The organism is Photorhabdus machadonis, from assembly GCF_052657765.1.
The window spans coordinates 3,719,312-3,735,073 of record NZ_CP199761.1; the positions used below are offsets into that span (position 1 = coordinate 3,719,312).

At 44.9% G+C, this 15,762-nt stretch carries 19 protein-coding genes and 1 pseudogene; 7 read left to right on the plus strand and 13 right to left on the minus strand.

Annotation, left to right across the window (positions count from 1 at the left end; genetic code table 11):
• Positions 1-84 precede the first annotated feature (84 nt).
• The 7 genes from odhB to ACUN2T_RS17685 all read right to left on the minus strand — a co-directional run bounded on the left by odhB (position 85) and on the right by ACUN2T_RS17685 (position 8,458).
• Positions 85-1,302 (minus strand): 2-oxoglutarate dehydrogenase complex dihydrolipoyllysine-residue succinyltransferase, encoded by a 1,218-nt coding sequence (gene odhB, locus ACUN2T_RS17655; RefSeq protein WP_445494305.1) that lies wholly within the window; start codon positions 1,300-1,302, stop codon positions 85-87.
• Positions 1,303-1,315: 13 nt separating this feature from the next.
• Positions 1,316-4,123 carry a 2-oxoglutarate dehydrogenase E1 component gene (gene sucA, locus ACUN2T_RS17660; RefSeq protein WP_445494306.1) on the minus strand — a complete coding sequence of 936 codons (2,808 nt, stop codon included), beginning with the start codon at positions 4,121-4,123 and terminating at the stop codon, positions 1,316-1,318.
• 266 nt (positions 4,124-4,389) lie between these two features.
• A complete protein-coding gene (locus ACUN2T_RS17665; protein WP_445494307.1) occupies positions 4,390-5,106 on the minus strand; it encodes a succinate dehydrogenase iron-sulfur subunit in 717 nt (238 codons plus the stop codon).
• A 36-nt stretch (positions 5,107-5,142) separates the two neighbouring features.
• Positions 5,143-6,909, minus strand: a complete 1,767-nt coding sequence (sdhA, locus tag ACUN2T_RS17670) for a succinate dehydrogenase flavoprotein subunit (RefSeq protein ID WP_445494308.1) — start codon at positions 6,907-6,909, stop codon at positions 5,143-5,145.
• The gene (gene sdhD, locus ACUN2T_RS17675) at positions 6,910-7,257 is read right to left on the minus strand and encodes a succinate dehydrogenase membrane anchor subunit (RefSeq protein ID WP_445494309.1); all 348 of its coding nucleotides are present in this window, start codon (positions 7,255-7,257) and stop codon (positions 6,910-6,912) included.
• Positions 7,251-7,640: a succinate dehydrogenase cytochrome b556 subunit gene (sdhC, locus tag ACUN2T_RS17680; protein WP_445494310.1), complete on the minus strand. Its 390-nt coding sequence runs from the start codon at positions 7,638-7,640 to the stop codon at positions 7,251-7,253. The genes sdhD and sdhC overlap by 7 nt, the downstream gene beginning before the upstream one ends.
• A gap of 677 nt (positions 7,641-8,317) precedes the next feature.
• Complete coding sequence (locus ACUN2T_RS17685; RefSeq protein WP_445494311.1) at positions 8,318-8,458, minus strand: hypothetical protein; 141 nt, start codon at positions 8,456-8,458, stop codon at positions 8,318-8,320.
• Positions 8,459-8,520: 62 nt separating this feature from the next.
• On the opposite strand from ACUN2T_RS17685, the gene ACUN2T_RS17690 reads away from it, so the two are divergent.
• Complete coding sequence (locus ACUN2T_RS17690; protein WP_166285734.1) at positions 8,521-9,804, plus strand: citrate synthase; 1,284 nt, start codon at positions 8,521-8,523, stop codon at positions 9,802-9,804.
• A gap of 361 nt (positions 9,805-10,165) precedes the next feature.
• Here ACUN2T_RS17690 and ACUN2T_RS17695 read toward each other — a convergent pair whose 3' ends face one another.
• The gene (locus tag ACUN2T_RS17695; RefSeq protein WP_445497913.1) at positions 10,166-10,909 is read right to left on the minus strand and encodes a type 2 GTP cyclohydrolase I; all 744 of its coding nucleotides are present in this window, start codon (positions 10,907-10,909) and stop codon (positions 10,166-10,168) included.
• Positions 10,910-11,091: 182 nt separating this feature from the next.
• Entirely contained in the window at positions 11,092-11,301 is a 210-nt protein-coding gene (locus ACUN2T_RS17700) for a YbfA family protein (RefSeq protein WP_445494312.1), read from the minus strand.
• Positions 11,302-11,550: 249 nt separating this feature from the next.
• Here ACUN2T_RS17700 and ACUN2T_RS17705 point away from each other — a divergent pair.
• Positions 11,551-11,634: pseudogene (locus tag ACUN2T_RS17705) on the plus strand (hypothetical protein); the annotation flags it as partial.
• Between the two features lie 69 nt (positions 11,635-11,703).
• Here the strand turns inward: ACUN2T_RS17705 and ACUN2T_RS17710 are convergent.
• Complete coding sequence (locus ACUN2T_RS17710; protein ID WP_445494313.1) at positions 11,704-11,856, minus strand: hypothetical protein; 153 nt, start codon at positions 11,854-11,856, stop codon at positions 11,704-11,706.
• A 15-nt stretch (positions 11,857-11,871) separates the two neighbouring features.
• The gene (locus tag ACUN2T_RS17715; protein ID WP_445494314.1) at positions 11,872-12,231 is read right to left on the minus strand and encodes a hypothetical protein; all 360 of its coding nucleotides are present in this window, start codon (positions 12,229-12,231) and stop codon (positions 11,872-11,874) included.
• 672 nt (positions 12,232-12,903) lie between these two features.
• Between ACUN2T_RS17715 and ACUN2T_RS17720 the strand changes: the two genes are divergently transcribed.
• Positions 12,904-13,038: a type II toxin-antitoxin system RelE/ParE family toxin gene (locus ACUN2T_RS17720; protein ID WP_445497914.1), complete on the plus strand. Its 135-nt coding sequence runs from the start codon at positions 12,904-12,906 to the stop codon at positions 13,036-13,038.
• A gap of 93 nt (positions 13,039-13,131) precedes the next feature.
• Entirely contained in the window at positions 13,132-13,470 is a 339-nt protein-coding gene (locus ACUN2T_RS17725; RefSeq protein ID WP_445494315.1) for a helix-turn-helix domain-containing protein, read from the plus strand.
• A gap of 68 nt (positions 13,471-13,538) precedes the next feature.
• Here the strand turns inward: ACUN2T_RS17725 and ACUN2T_RS17730 are convergent, their stop codons facing one another.
• Positions 13,539-13,709: a hypothetical protein gene (locus ACUN2T_RS17730; protein WP_157297577.1), complete on the minus strand. Its 171-nt coding sequence runs from the start codon at positions 13,707-13,709 to the stop codon at positions 13,539-13,541.
• 271 nt (positions 13,710-13,980) lie between these two features.
• Here ACUN2T_RS17730 and ACUN2T_RS17735 point away from each other — a divergent pair, with 271 nt between their 5' ends.
• Both ACUN2T_RS17735 and ACUN2T_RS17740 read left to right on the plus strand, forming a co-directional pair.
• A complete protein-coding gene (locus ACUN2T_RS17735) occupies positions 13,981-14,340 on the plus strand; it encodes a type II toxin-antitoxin system RelE/ParE family toxin (protein WP_445494316.1) in 360 nt (119 codons plus the stop codon).
• Positions 14,337-14,675 (plus strand): helix-turn-helix domain-containing protein, encoded by a 339-nt coding sequence (locus ACUN2T_RS17740; protein ID WP_445494317.1) that lies wholly within the window; start codon positions 14,337-14,339, stop codon positions 14,673-14,675. The genes ACUN2T_RS17735 and ACUN2T_RS17740 overlap by 4 nt, the downstream gene beginning before the upstream one ends.
• A 79-nt stretch (positions 14,676-14,754) precedes the next feature.
• On the opposite strand, the gene ACUN2T_RS17745 is transcribed toward ACUN2T_RS17740, so the two are convergent.
• Positions 14,755-15,078: a hypothetical protein gene (locus ACUN2T_RS17745; protein WP_046975949.1), complete on the minus strand. Its 324-nt coding sequence runs from the start codon at positions 15,076-15,078 to the stop codon at positions 14,755-14,757.
• A gap of 176 nt (positions 15,079-15,254) precedes the next feature.
• Between ACUN2T_RS17745 and ACUN2T_RS17750 the strand changes: the two genes are divergently transcribed.
• Positions 15,255-15,593, plus strand: a complete 339-nt coding sequence (locus ACUN2T_RS17750; RefSeq protein ID WP_445494318.1) for a hypothetical protein — start codon at positions 15,255-15,257, stop codon at positions 15,591-15,593.
• The last annotated feature ends 169 nt before the right edge of the window (positions 15,594-15,762 follow it).

Consider the following 15,762-nt stretch of genomic DNA (forward strand, 5'->3'; position numbering starts at 1 on the left):
GCCAGTCCAAAGACTGGCTGTGCATGTACATTTGTTTACTTCAGACCGGGCAGATATTAGCGCGTATCTGCCCTTATTATGTTGCTATACGTCCAGCAGCAAACGTGCAGGATCTTCTAACATTTCTTTGATGGTCACTAGGAAGCCTACAGACTCGCGTCCATCGATCAGACGGTGGTCATAAGACAACGCCAGATACATCATCGGAAGGATCTCTACCTGACCATTGACCGCCATCGGACGATCTTTAATGGCATGCATACCAAGAATCGCGCTCTGTGGCGGGTTAATGATCGGCGTAGACATTAAAGAACCGAATACACCACCATTGGTAATCGTGAAATTACCACCGGTCAGCTCTTCGACGGTCAATTTACCGTCACGGCCTTTGATAGCCAGCTCTTTAATCCGTTTTTCGAGTTCAGCCATGCTCAATGCATCCGCATCACGCAGTACCGGCGTTACCAGACCACGCGGTGTAGATACCGCAATACTGATATCGAAATAGTTGTGGTAAACCACATCAGTGCCATCAATAGAAGCATTCACTTCCGGATAGCGTTTCAGTGCTTCAACCACGGCTTTCACATAGAAAGACATAAAGCCCAGACGCACACCGTGGCGTTTTTCAAACGCTTCACCGTACAGCTTACGCATTTCCTGAATCGGCTTCATGTTAACTTCGTTAAACGTCGTCAACATCGCAGTGTTGTTTTTCGCTTCCAGTAGACGTTCAGCCACACGCTTACGCAGGCGAGTCATTGGAACACGCTTTTCGCTACGGTGCGGCAACAGAGAATCCTGAACAGACACCGAGGCTTCTACTGGCTTGTTACCCGCTTTTTCGTTATCAGCCATGTATTTTTCCACGTCTTCTCGGACAATACGCCCACCAACACCACTGCCTTTAATCGCTTTGGCATCAAGATCATGCTCTGCAATCAAACGGCGAACCGCCGGGCTGAGTGCGTCGTTGCTCTCGTCTTCCAAACCCGCAGTCTGGCGTTTAGCCAAAGTTGCTTCCGTTTTTTCTTTTACTTCTGTCAGCTTACCCGTGCTATCGCCCAAACGGATACGACCAAGAAGCTGACTGGACAGAACGGTTGCATCTTTCACTTCCAAAATGGCTTCTAAAATACCGGCTTCACTGGCAGGCACTTCCAGTACCACTTTATCCGTTTCGATTTCAACCAGCACTTCATCACGTTCAACACGGTCACCCTCTTTTTTGTGCCAGACTGCAACAGTGGCATCAGCAACAGACTCGGGCAAAACAGGAACCAGAATATCTACGCTACTCATTTTCTATCCTTATTTATTCAACGTTCAGTGCGTCATTAACCAGCTCTTGCTGCTGCTGCTGGTGAACTGACGTATATCCAACTGCCGGGGAAGCAGACGCAGGACGACCTGCATAACGTAAAGAAGCCCCGAACGGGATCACTTCACGGAAGTTATGCTGACTGCAATACCAGGCCCCTTGGTTTAACGGCTCTTCCTGGCACCAGACAAAATCGTGTACATGAGCATACTGCTCCAATGCTGATTGAACATCCTGATGAGGGAACGGATACAGTTGTTCAACACGCACGATAGCAACATTAGTTTGTTCTTTCTTACGGCGTTGCTCCAACAGGTCGTAGTAAACTTTACCTGAACAGAGTACAACCCGTTTAACACCTTTAGGATCCAGCGCATCAGCTTCACCGATAACTGTCTGGAATTTACCGTTAGCCAGTTCATCCAGGCTGGAAATCGCTAATGGATGACGCAACAGTGACTTCGGTGACATAACAATCAATGGACGACGCATACCACGCAGAGCCTGACGGCGAAGCATGTGGTAAACCTGAGCCGGCGTTGATGGTACGCAAACCTGCATGTTCTGTTCTGCACAGAGTTGCAGATAACGTTCCAAGCGGGCCGAAGAGTGTTCAGGCCCCTGACCTTCATAACCATGCGGTAACAGCATAACCAGGCCACACATACGGCCCCATTTCTGCTCACCGGAGCTGATGAATTGGTCAATAACAACCTGTGCTCCGTTAGCGAAATCACCAAACTGCGCTTCCCAGATTGTTAAAGCGCGGGGCTCCGTTGTCGCATAGCCATACTCAAACGCCAGAACAGCTTCTTCAGACAGAACCGAATCCCATACATTGAACACTCCCTGACCGTTATGAACGTTCGCCAGAGGCACATAAACAGAACCATTAGCCTGATTATGTATAACAGCATGACGATGGAAGAAAGTACCACGGCCCGCATCCTCACCAGACAAACGCACCGGAACACCTTCATCAACTAAAGTCGCATAGGCTAAAGTTTCTGCCCCACCCCAATCGAACAATTTATCACCGTTAGCCATCTCTGCACGGTCATTATAAATTTTCGCTACGCGGGAGTGCATTTCCACTTCTTCCGGGACAAAGCTGATACGTCTACCCAGCTCCTGCAAACGCTTAATATCGACTTTATATGGATATTCTTCATCCCAATCGTGATTAAGATAAGGTTCCCATGTAAATGAGTGCAGCCCCATTGAGCGCCACTCTTCAACGACACAGTCACCACGGTCAAGAGCATCACGATACAGATTAACCATTTCAGTCACATCATCGACTGATATCAACTTCTCAGCAACCAGCTTGTCAGCGTAGATTTTGCGTGGCGTTGGGTGTTTCTTAATTTTCTGATACATCATTGGCTGAGTCGCACTTGGCTCATCAGCTTCGTTATGACCATGACGGCGGTAACATACCAGATCGAGCATCACGTCACGTTTAAAGGCATTACGGAAATCCAGAGCCAGACGGGTAACGAATGCCACCGCTTCTGGATCGTCTGCATTAACGTGAAAAATCGGCGTCTGTACCATTTTGATGATATCGGTACAGTATTGTGTTGAACGAGCATCCTTCGGATTAGACGTTGTGAAACCAATCTGGTTGTTGATAACAATACGAATCGTACCACCCACTTCATAACCACGGGCCTGAGACATGTTCAGGGTTTCCTGCACAACGCCCTGACCGGTGACGGCAGCATCCCCGTGGATAGTGATTGGCAATACCATATTACTGCGACCTTCATCCAGACGATCACGGCGGGCGCGTACTGAACCAATAACCACAGGGCTGACAATCTCAAGGTGAGATGGGTTAAATGCCAATGCCAAATGAACCTTAGCGCCCTCGGTGGCAAAATCAGACGAGAAACCCTGATGGTATTTCACGTCGCCGGTACCAAGGTGCTCTTTATGCTTCCCGGCAAACTCATCGAACAGATCAGCCGGTTTTTTACCTAATATATTAACCAGAACGTTGAGGCGACCACGATGAGCCATCCCCATCACAACTTCCCGTGTATCGTGCTTACCCGCATGACGAATAAGATCTTTCAACATGGGGATCAGTGCATCACCACCTTCAAGAGAAAAACGTTTCGCTCCCGGAAACTTCGCACCCAAATAACGTTCCAAACCCTCAGCCGCCGTCAGTTCCGCCAGAAAACGCTGTTTTTCTTCTGCGCTGAACTGAGAGCTGACGGTAACAGATTCCAGACGCTGCTGGATCCAACGTTTTTCTTCCGTATTCGTGATGTGCATGTATTCAGCGCCAATAGAACCGCAATAAGTGCGTTTCAGTGCTTCATACAAATCCGCCAATTTCATCGTTTCTTTGCCGAGAGCAAAAGAACCGACATTAAATGTCTCTGCAAAATCAGCTTCCGTCAGATTATGGAATGCAGGATCTAAATCAGGAACACTATCCTGTTTCCATAATCCCAACGGATCAAGATTCGCATTTTGATGGCCGCGGAAACGGAATGCGTTGATGAGTTGCAAAACCTTAACTTGTTTTGCATCCATTGCCGGATCACTGACAGAAGAGTGATAACGCGTAGTATCTTTCGCAAGGCGGCGGAAGTAATCACGCGTCTGCGAGTGGAGTTGTTCACCGCTTAATCCCGCATTCGGCAATTGTTGGAAAATTTCTTTCCAACTTGCATCAACGGAGTTTGGATCGGTTATATAGTCTTCATAGACTTGCTCTATGTAAGACTGGTTTGAACCAGCCAGGAAGCTCGAATCCAGCCAGTCTTTCATTGCGCCGTTCTGCATTGTGATCCCTTAAGCTTTAAAAGCTTTAGTTTTCGCCGTGGTTAACTATCACCGCTTAAATGCGGTGTCGATAAAAGGTTCATTTGGACGTGCTTTATGCATGTTCTCTTTTGGGTTTCGGAACCCTTCAAGGAACCTTTAAAAACCATTTAATGGTTTTTAAAGGTTCCTTGCCTCAAAGCTTTTGTCATCATTAGCAGTTGGCAACTCATCATTCTCAATTCTTTGTGCCCTCCGCAGATAAAACTACGCGGAGGGCAAGCCAATTACGCGCTATGTTTTAACAACATAGACTTAATATGACCAATGGCTTTTGTTGGATTCAACCCTTTAGGGCACACACTGACACAATTCATGATGCTATGGCAGCGGAAAACACTGAAAGCATCATTCAGCTTATCTAACCGTGAATCGGTTTCAGTATCACGACTGTCGATCAGGAAGCGATATGCTGCCAGCAACCCCGCAGGTCCGATAAATTTATCTGGATTCCACCAAAATGACGGGCAAGAAGTTGAACAACATGCACACAGAATACATTCGTACAAGCCATCCAGTTTTTCCCTTTGTGCCGGTGACTGTAAATGCTCACGCGCCGGCGGGTTTTTACCGTCATTCAGCAAATATGGGCGAATCTTCTCATATTGCGCATAGAATTGCCCCATATCTACAACCAGATCACGGATAACCGGCAAACCCGGCAACGGACGGATCACAATCTTCTTGCTGCCACGCTGTAAAGCCGAAACCGGTGTAATACAGGCCAGACCATTTTTACCATTCATGTTGAGGCCGTCAGAACCACAAACCCCTTCACGGCAAGAACGACGGAAAGAGAGTGTTGGATCCTGCTCTTTAAGCTGGATTAGCGCATCCAGCAACATCATGTCACGCCCATCCTTTACTGCCAGCGTGTAATCCTGCATACGAGGCGCGCTGTCAACATCCGGGTTGTAACGATAAATCGAAAATTCAAGTTTCATAATCTATTCCTTCGCAACTGGATCATCAGCAACTCATTAGTAAGTACGCGCTTTCGGCGGAAATGCTTCACGCAGTTTTGGCTGCATGTTGACATCACGACGCGTCATGGTCTCAGTTTGCGGCAGATAGAGGGTATGGCATAACCAGTTCGCATCATCACGATCAGGATAGTCGAAACGGCTATGAGCACCACGGCTTTCAGTACGGAAGTTAGCGGCAACCGCCGTAGAAAACGCCGTCTCCATCAGGTTATCAAGCTCCAGACACTCAATTCTCTGGGTGTTGAACTCTGAGGAAGTATCATCCAAACGCGCACTTTTCAGCCGTTCACGGATAACTTTCAGCTCTTCCAAGCCCTTCGCCATTGCATCACCTTCACGGAATACCGAGAAGTTATTCTGCATACACGCCTGCAAATCTTTACGAATTTCCACCGGATCTTCGCCAGTACGGGTGCTGTTCCAACGGTTCAGACGTTGCAGTGATTGCTCAATATCAGATTCACTGGCTTCGCGGCAGGTACCCTGCTCCATCAGTGACTCTTTCAGATGTAAACCGGCAGAACGGCCAAACACCACCAAATCCAGCAGAGAGTTACCCCCCAGACGGTTTGCACCGTGAACCGATACGCAGGCAATTTCACCAACCGCGAACAGGCCCGGAATAACCACATCTTCACCTTTCTCGTTCACAGCCAGTGCCTGACCGGTCACTTTCGTTGGGATACCGCCCATCATATAGTGGCAGGTTGGAATCACCGGAATCGGTTCTTTTACCGGGTCAACGTGGGCAAAAGTACGGGACAGCTCAAGAATGCCCGGCAGACGGGATTCCAGCACCTCTTTACCCAAATGATCCAGTTTCAGTTTAGCATGAGGCCCCCAAGGACCATCACAGCCACGGCCTTCGCGGATTTCGATCATGATGGAACGAGCCACCACATCACGACCAGCCAGATCTTTGGCATTTGGCGCATAACGCTCCATAAAGCGCTCACCATCTTTATTCAGCAAATAACCGCCTTCACCACGGCAACCTTCGGTTACCAGAACACCCGCACCCGCAATACCAGTTGGGTGGAATTGCCACATTTCCATATCCTGCACAGGTACACCGGCACGCAGTGCCATACCGACGCCATCACCGGTATTAATGTGAGCATTGGTTGTCGATTGATAAATACGGCCTGCACCACCGGTTGCCAGAATTGTCGCTTTCGCTTTGAAATAAACAACTTCACCGCTTTCAATCGAGACAGCCGTACAACCCACAATGCTACCATCCTGGTTTTTAACCAGGTCCAACGAATACCATTCAGAAAAAATAGTGGTGTGATTTTTTAAGTTCTGCTGATACAGGGTGTGCAACAATGCATGACCGGTACGGTCTGCCGCAGCGGCTGTACGTGCAGCCTGTTCACCACCAAAGTTTTTTGACTGACCACCGAATGGGCGCTGATAAACACGGCCGTCATCCAAGCGAGAGAATGGCAACCCCATGTGTTCCAGCTCCAGAATGGCTTCCGGGCCAGTCTTACACATGTACTCAATCGCATCCTGGTCACCGATATAGTCGGAACCTTTTACCGTGTCATACATATGCCACTCCCAGTTATCTTCATGGGAGTTGCCCAGTGCAACGGTGATCCCCCCCTGCGCGGATACAGTATGAGAACGGGTTGGGAATACTTTGGAAATCAAAGCACAGGATAATCCCATCTGTGAAATTTGCAGCGCGGCGCGCATACCTGCACCACCCGCGCCAATAACGACCGCGTCAAACTCTCTTACTGGCAGTTTCATCTATACACCCCACACCACAATTGTTCCGTAAATCAAGTAAGCCATCAGTGCAACGATAATCGCCAATTGCAACACCAAGCGCAATGCCAGCGGCTTTACATAGTCAGTCAGTACTTGCCACATACCAATCCAGGCGTGAACCAAGATGGAAAACAGTGCCAACACGGTGAAGACTTTAGTGATGGATGAGGCGAAGAAACCCCGCCAAACTTCATAAGTAATGTCCGACGTTATCGCAACAAAACCCAACATATAGAGAACATATAAAACGATAATGATTGCGGACGCGCGCAATAATAACCAATCATGGATCCCCGTGCGACCCAATGCAGAAGCGTTACTCACCATACCAATACTCCAGCCAGAATCGACAGAATCACAGCAATCCCGATTGCCACTTTGGCAGAGAGACTACCGACCGCTAAGCTTTCTTCCAAGTAGCCGAAATCCATCAGCATATGACGGATACCACCACAGATATGGTAAGCCAGTGCGGTCAGAATGCCCCACACGATAAACTTAGCGAAAAATCCCGTCATAATATCGGCAGCTTGCTGAAACCCTTCTTGCGAGGAGAGAGACATCCCTAACAACCAGAGGAGAATTCCTACTGCGATGAAAGTAATGACGCCAGAAACACGGTGCAAGATCGAGACTATTGCAGAGACTGGAAAGTGTATCGTCTGCAAATCAAGGTTGACAGGTCTTTGTTTTTTCACAATTTTGCCCACACAGCTCTTTTATTATTTTCCTTCCTCCGGACCTGGGCGGAAATCAAACAGCGATAAGGGGATACAAAGACACAACATTTAATCAAGATGAGAGATCCTTCATGTTAAAAAATGTTGTGGTTTAGTTACGCTGGGTGCTCCTACAGCAGGGTAATCCGGAGACCTGGCGGCAGTATATGTGCTTCACATTATTATTACAATTCCAACACAATATGATTAGCTACATTTCCACTGAACAGTGATTAAGATCACGATTCAAACATATTGCACAAAATTAATTATCTTGTTTGACAAACTTTAAACATTTATCTTACATATATGGTTGAAAATGCTTTTGAGATTGATTTCCGATAAGAGGAAAGACTTCACTAAAAGCTAAAGTTATGTAACTGTGTAGTCCACACAAATCATAATCTTTTTTGTAGTCATGCATAAAACATAACACTCAAAAACTCGCTAACAATCTGAAAACCATTGTCGTCCGGGGGGAGATTTCAGCCTTAAATGTGATATTGGCCTGATTTCAAATTTTCTCCGGTAGTACAGTGCCAGGAAGCACAGTATAAGAACCTATTCCACTGGGCATTATGGGTGTAGGCTATTCTTGTCAATAAATTGAGGGCACAGATCGCGCGCAGAAACCGGAATATGCACGCAGTCTGTAAAAAGCGATTCACTCACAAATCGCTCACTGGCGCGGGCCATACCAAAGTGCGTTCAAAAGTGATCGCTTTTGTCAGAACACTCTCCAGTGCCCGTTTTTGACCACCAAGAATGGTCAATAAAATAGCCTCATGCCTGATGAGATAGAGACTCAATACTGTATCTTTCCGCCGTGGTTGTTAAGAGTTATAAAAATGAAAGCGCTAAGGAGACTGTAATGGCAGATAACAAAGCAACTCTAACCCCAAATGGTACAGTTGCTATTGAATTGGACGTGCTGACACCGACCCTTGGGTCTCAAGTCATCGACGTTCGAACTCTTGGCTCCAAAGGTTTTTATACCTACGACCCTGGTTTTACTTCCACAGCATCTTGCGAATCCAAGATCACTTACATTGATGGTAATGAAGGCGTATTGCTTCACCGTGGTTTCCCTATCGACCAACTGGCGACAAAATCCACGTATCTGGAAGTTTGCTATATCCTGCTTTATGGCGAAACACCAACACAAGAACAGTTTGAGAAATTCAAAAAAACCGTTACCCGCCATACCATGATCCATGAACAGATCCATCGTCTGTTCAACGGCTTCCGCCGTGATTCTCATCCAATGGCAGTACTGTGTGGTGTCACCGGTGCTCTGGCGGCCTTCTATCACGATGCCTTGGATGTGAATAACCCACGTCATCGTGACATTACTGCGTACCGCCTGCTGTCCAAAATGCCGACAGTGGCTGCAATGTGCTACAAATATTCTATTGGTCAACCGTTCGTTTATCCACGCAATGATCTCTCTTATGCCGGTAACTTCCTGCATATGATGTTCTCCACACCATGCGAAGAATATAAAGTGAACCCAGTGCTGGAACGTGCCATGGATCGCATCCTGATCCTGCATGCCGACCACGAACAGAACGCCTCTACCTCAACAGTGCGTACCGCAGGTTCTTCCGGAGCTAACCCATTTGCCTGCATTGCGGCGGGTATCGCTTCTCTCTGGGGACCTGCGCATGGCGGCGCAAACGAAGCTTGTCTGCGTATGCTGGAAGAAATTCAGTCGGTTGAACATATTCCTGAATTTATTGAACGGGCCAAAGACAAGAACGACGCTTTCCGTCTGATGGGATTTGGTCATCGTGTTTACAAAAACTATGATCCTCGCGCAACAGTCATGCGTGAAACCTGCCATGAAGTGCTGGATGAACTCGGCTTGAATGACAGTCTGCTGGAAGTTGCGATGGAGCTTGAACGTATTGCTCTGCACGACCCGTATTTTATTGAGAAGAAACTGTATCCAAACGTGGATTTTTACTCAGGCATTATTCTGAAAGCCATGGGTATTCCATCCACCATGTTCACTGTTATTTTTGCCATTGCCCGTACCATCGGCTGGATAGCTCACTGGAACGAAATGCATGATGACGGTGTGAAAATCGCCCGCCCTCGTCAACTCTACACTGGCTACACTCAACGTGATTTCCAAAGCCAGTTGAAAAAATAATAACAAAATCCGATTACGATTAAGGGCAAAGCTCTAACTTAATGGTTAGGGCTTTCATTTAATTGAGGAAATAATCTGGTGCAAATTAAGGTTATACCCGCACAACTGAAATCACCGTAAAAATTGATCTCGCCATCTTCCTTGTGTATGCTCGTTTTTCAAGAGCAGATAAACGCTATCTTGCTCTCTAAATTATCAAACGTAGCCACCGCTTGCGTGTGTAGCCGGATCATCAGGATCAAAATTCACAATTCTATAAAGCGGATAGAACAACGTTAATTATGAAAATATGAAAAGTTTGTCAAAAGCTTTGAAGCCCACTCTGGTGGGCTTCGTTTATTACCGTGTCAAAAAAATTTGCTCAAGCCGGATTGGGGATATCAATAAAAGTCACATCCAACCCATAATTATCAGCCAACCACTCACCCAGCGCCTTAACACCATAACGCTCAGTGGCATGATGACCCGCCGCATAAAAATGCAGCCCCATTTCGCGGGCGATATGAACAGTCTGCTCTGAAACTTCACCGGTAATAAACGCATCAACACCAGATTCAGCCGCCAGTTGAATAAAGTTCTGCCCACCGCCGGTGCACCAGGCAAGAGTGCCAATCTCTGCGGGTGCATTATCACCCACATGCAATGCCTTACGGCCCAGCGCCTGTTCAATGCGTGAAGCTAACTCAACCGGCGTTATTGGTTGATCAAATTCCCCATACGGCACGAATGGCTCAATCAGCCCGACAACTTTCGCCCCAATCTTCTGGGCCAGTTGCGCGTTATTTCCCAGTGATGAATGGGCATCCAGCGGCAAATGGTAGCCATATAAATTAATATCATTGCAGAGCAACGTCTTCAGACGACGATGTTTCATGCCACGAATCACCGCCGGTTCATTTTTCCAAAAATAACCATGATGAACGATAATCGCATCAGCCTGATGGCGAACCGCTTCATCCAATAACGCCTGACAAGCGGTAACACCAGTAACGACCCGCTGAATCTGAATACGCCCTTCAACTTGTAAACCATTGGGCGCATAATCCTGGAACTCGCCAACATTCAGCTCTTGGTTAATCACATTTTCCAGCTCAATATTAAGCATCATATTCGTCCTGTATTTGGTTGTGTGGGAGTAACATACCCATCTACACCGGCCATAGCAATTGAGCTTCATGATTTTTCCGATTCTAGATAAAGCAAAACGCCTTGCCAGAATAAACAGGCAAGGCGTTTAACTATTTAACTATCTATCAACAGAGGAAAACCAGATCCCCCGCCCAAATATCAGTTATTTCTGACTTGAGCAACCAGCTCGGATTGCGCTAACCATACAGGCTTATCGCTGGTTTTTACCCATACACGGTACAAATAACTGTAAAAACGGGCACGATCACAACGAAACAACATAACAGGTAGCGCCAACACACCTACAGTTACAGCCCCAATACGACGTAAAAGAATCTGGTGCCGAGGATATTTACGATATGCAGACATATTAGACCCTCCTAAAAAAGATCCCGCCGTTCCGCAGAATCCCCAAAATAATCCATCTGTAAATTGTTTAAAATTTTACCGCAAAAAATGAAAATTTACTACTTATCCGACCACTTATAAGCGGTTATCATCACTCTATTTTTCCATGCCATGTAATTTTATTACATTAAATATGATAAAAATGTAATATTACAAGCAAACAATAAATATCTTATTAACACAAAATAAGAATGGAATTAACAATAGAGCAATAAAAAGCGACTTACATTACTGATTCAGGGCGCCAGAGTTTTTATACAACAGTTGGAACATCAGTCAGACTGGATCAGAGAGTGACTTTGTCGAAAAAGCAACTTTGTGGTTATGAAAACCCGCGATAACCATCGCGGGTCTTGTGACCGATCAGTGCCAGTTGGCAGCCAGCACAGGTTGCAGCCGCTGTTGCTCGACATCGCCGAACATTGTGGTCGCAGGCGCTGGCGGCGCGAATGCAGCCATAGCCTGGACAAGGTGTTCGACATCACTATCTATTAACCGATGACCGTCACCGGCCATGATGTCACCTGGTCGTTAGGAGGGACTGGCATACCAATTATGCAGTGTTACCTCCTGCTTGCTGCCAATGACCGAAATTTGCAGATCCTGTCCTTCATGCTGGAACCACAGACGATCAGGGCTGATATCCTTTCCGAACACCAAGTTCCCCAGCTCGCCACTAAATTCCAAGTCGTTGACCCCATGCCCGACTTCTACCGTCGGCATATCACCGCTGACCATGATATGGTTATTACCATCCCCTACTTTCACTTTCGTGAAGGTTCCCGACTCTTTAATGATGTTGTTGCCATGCCCGACTGTTAGGCTTTCGACCTTGCCAACAATGACGTTGTTACCATTACCTAACGTGATATCGGACGACCGTCCCGTCACATTAACCTTATTATCACCGTTGCCGGCAACTACGTTGCCACCTATAGTGATGCCGCGCGCAATAAATTTTCCTCATTCGCGCAATAAATGAAACGGTAATTGCGTTTCATCTATTGAAAAGTTATTACATAACTAACCGTCATAGATATGATTGTAGTTTACCTAGTTTACCCATTTTTCCTTTGAATCTGTAGTACAAGCCTGTAGGGCAACTCGATATCGAGACATAACTTACTACCCGTTGCCTCAACATAATGTTTTAGGGAGGACAGTCTCAAATCGCGCCCAAGCTTCTCCATGTCAGAAACTGTGGATTAGTAATAACTTTGAGCTCTTCATTCGCCAGTATTTGGTTGAGCACTCTTGCAATGCTTGGATTGGATCGCCTTTGCTTTGGACACGCGGTTTTTGCTTGTCAGTGGCCTAAAACATACTTATCGTACATTTTCTCCTCGTTATGCTTCAAATTCCTTTAATTCTTCATTTGCAATTTTGCGCGCAGTGGTATAAAATTTTATACAATCAAATGAGGAAGGAAGCTATAATAAAAATCAGGAGCGGTACTAGAGAAAGAAATTGTCTGTATTGGCCCTTTTTGTGGAGATTTGTTAGCCTTTCCTTACGATCGCACGTAAAGACGCAGGCTATCAGTTTCATAGAATACAGCATGGAATAGATCCTGAAGACTGGAAACCCTTTTTTGGTATCGGTTCTGGTGCAAAAGAAATGCGGCTAAGAGACAATACAGGTATTTATCGCATTATGTATGTTGTTAAATTTGATGAAGCTATTTTACGTATTACATAGTTTTTAGAAGAAAACTTAACAAACGAATAAACAGGACAAGGATATCGCTAAAGTGCGATACAACGCAGTTATCCAGCATCGGGGAAATATCAAATGACCACTAAAATTGACACTGAAATTCGTAGGGTAACTCCAGCCGGACGTAATATATTTTCTGAATTAGGTTTTACTGAGCAAGAAGCTCAGCAACTTCATACAACCTCTTTACAAGAAATAGAAAATACACTGCAAATTAAAGAACGGTTAATGGAAGAAATTACTTTATGGATTGTGGATGAAAAAATGAAACAAGCTGAAGTAGCAGAGGTATTACACATTTCTCGTCCAAGAGTATCTGATGTTGTGAATAAAAAAGTAAATAAATTCACCATTGACGCATTGGTTAATATGTTAATCTGTATAGGGAAACCGGTTAAGATTACGGTAGGTTAAGGCACATATATTAACAATTTAAAATAGGAGGCACTTAGAATAGGTGCCTCTTGGTATTTCAAAACGATTCAACCTTTCGGTTCAATACCACGTGCCAGCAGCTCTTTGCGCAAAATTCGTTTTATCCATGTTGCTAAAGATGTATCACCATCTTTCTTCATTTCTGCTTCAAGCTGGAGACGAAATTCCTCTGTTAACCTCATAGGAAATTGAGGAGATCTTTTATTTTGTATTGACAAGGTATATACCCTATGATTTAATGCTATTGTATATACCAGTGTATATTCAAAGAGTTTCAAAAACAACGGAGCTTGGTAGTGTCTCACCACTAATCGGGTTTCTAACCACAACATTATTGGAGCTAATGCTATGACTAACGCTAATAGTAACATACGCACGCATTCAAAACGCTATACATTTATAACGTACCTTTCTTATCGATTGATAATCGAACTTCGCCTATTACACATGATTTCAGCATTGCATACAATTAAATAAGGAAGGAAAACTATGACGAAAATTAGGAGCGGTACAGAGAAAGAAATTGCCTGGATTGGTTCTTCTTATGAAGACTTGTTAGCCTTTCCTATAGACACACGTAAAGACGCAAGCTATCAGCTTCACAGAATACAGCATGGAATAGATCCTGAAGACTGGAAACCCTTTGCTGACATCGGTTCTGGCGTAAAAGAAATACGGCTAAGAGACAGTACAGGTATTTATCGCATTATGTATGTTGCTAAATTTGATGAAGCTATTTACGTATTACATAGTTTTCAGAAGAAAACTCAACAAACGAATAAGCAGGACAAGGATATCGCTAAAGTGCGATACAACGCAGTTATCCAGCAACGGAGAAATATCAAATGACCACTAAAATTGACACTGAAATTCGTAGGGCAACTCCAGCCGGACATAATATATTTTCTGAATCAGGTTTTACTGAGCAAGAGGCTCAGCAACTTCATGCAATCTCTTTACGAGAAATAGAAAACACACTGCAAATCAAAGAACGATTAATAGGAGAAATTACCTTATGGATTGTAGATAAAAAAATAAAACAAACTGAGGTAGCAATAGTGTTGCACATTTCTAGTCCAAGAGTATCTGATGTTGTGAATCAAAAAGTAAATAAATTCACCATTGACGCATTGGTTAATATGTTAACCCATATAGGGAAACCTGTTCAGATTACGATAGGTTAAGACACGTATATTAAAGTCATTAGGACAATTTAAAATAAGAGGCACTTAGAATGGGTGCCTCTTGGTATTTCAAAATGATTCAACCTTTCGGTTCAATACCACGTGCCAGCAGCTCTTTACGCAAAATTCGTTTTATCCATGTTGCTAAAGACGTATCACCATCTTTCTTCATTTCCGCTTCAAGCTGGAGACGAAATTCCTCTGTTAATCTCATCGGAAATTGAGGAGATCTTTTATTTGGCATTGACAAGGTATATACCCCATGATTTAATGTTACTGTATACACCAGTGTATATTCAAAGGGTTTCAAAAACAACGGAGCCCGGTAGTGTCTCACCACTAACCGGGCTTCTGACCACAACATTATTGGAGCTAATGCTATGGCTAACGCTAATAGTAACATACGCGCGCATTCAAAGCCCTATATATTTATTAACGTCTGTTCTAACCGACTGATAATCAAACTTCTCCCATTACGCATGATTTCAATGTTAGCTACCACGGAAATAGAAGCTTGTACTCTGCTCGCAGGCTTTCCTTTGGTATTTGCCTCATGCAAACCACTGGAGGAACTGAACCATGCTTAATACTAAGAATACTGCGGACATTGAGAATTACTGTGATATCTTCTATTCCGACATGGCGAATGTTGTTTCAGTACTGGATACGGCGGATATGAGTGAACAAGATATTGAACTACTGGAAGAAGCCTGCGAAGCTAGCAGTGCTGGGCTCTGTCATGGGTTACATTTTCTGGGAGATACTCTTGTTACTTTTGCCGCTAATGACGTGGTAGAATTCACCCCAGAAAGTCTTTGTCAGTTAGGCCATTGTCTAGCTGCTATCAGCTCACTATTGCCGATGTTGTTTACTCTGTATCAGAAAGCCAATAAAGAAACTCAGTTACGCAACCTTTAACTCTGAAATAGCCTAAACGCTCATTATGCTAATCACATCCACTTATAATCTCATGATCTACAAGTGGATGCCATCCACGTACATCTTATACTGCTTTGGAATCATCCCCGATATAGTCTGTAACTGTACGGAATTGGTTACCGTATCAGAAATAAGAATAGGACCATTG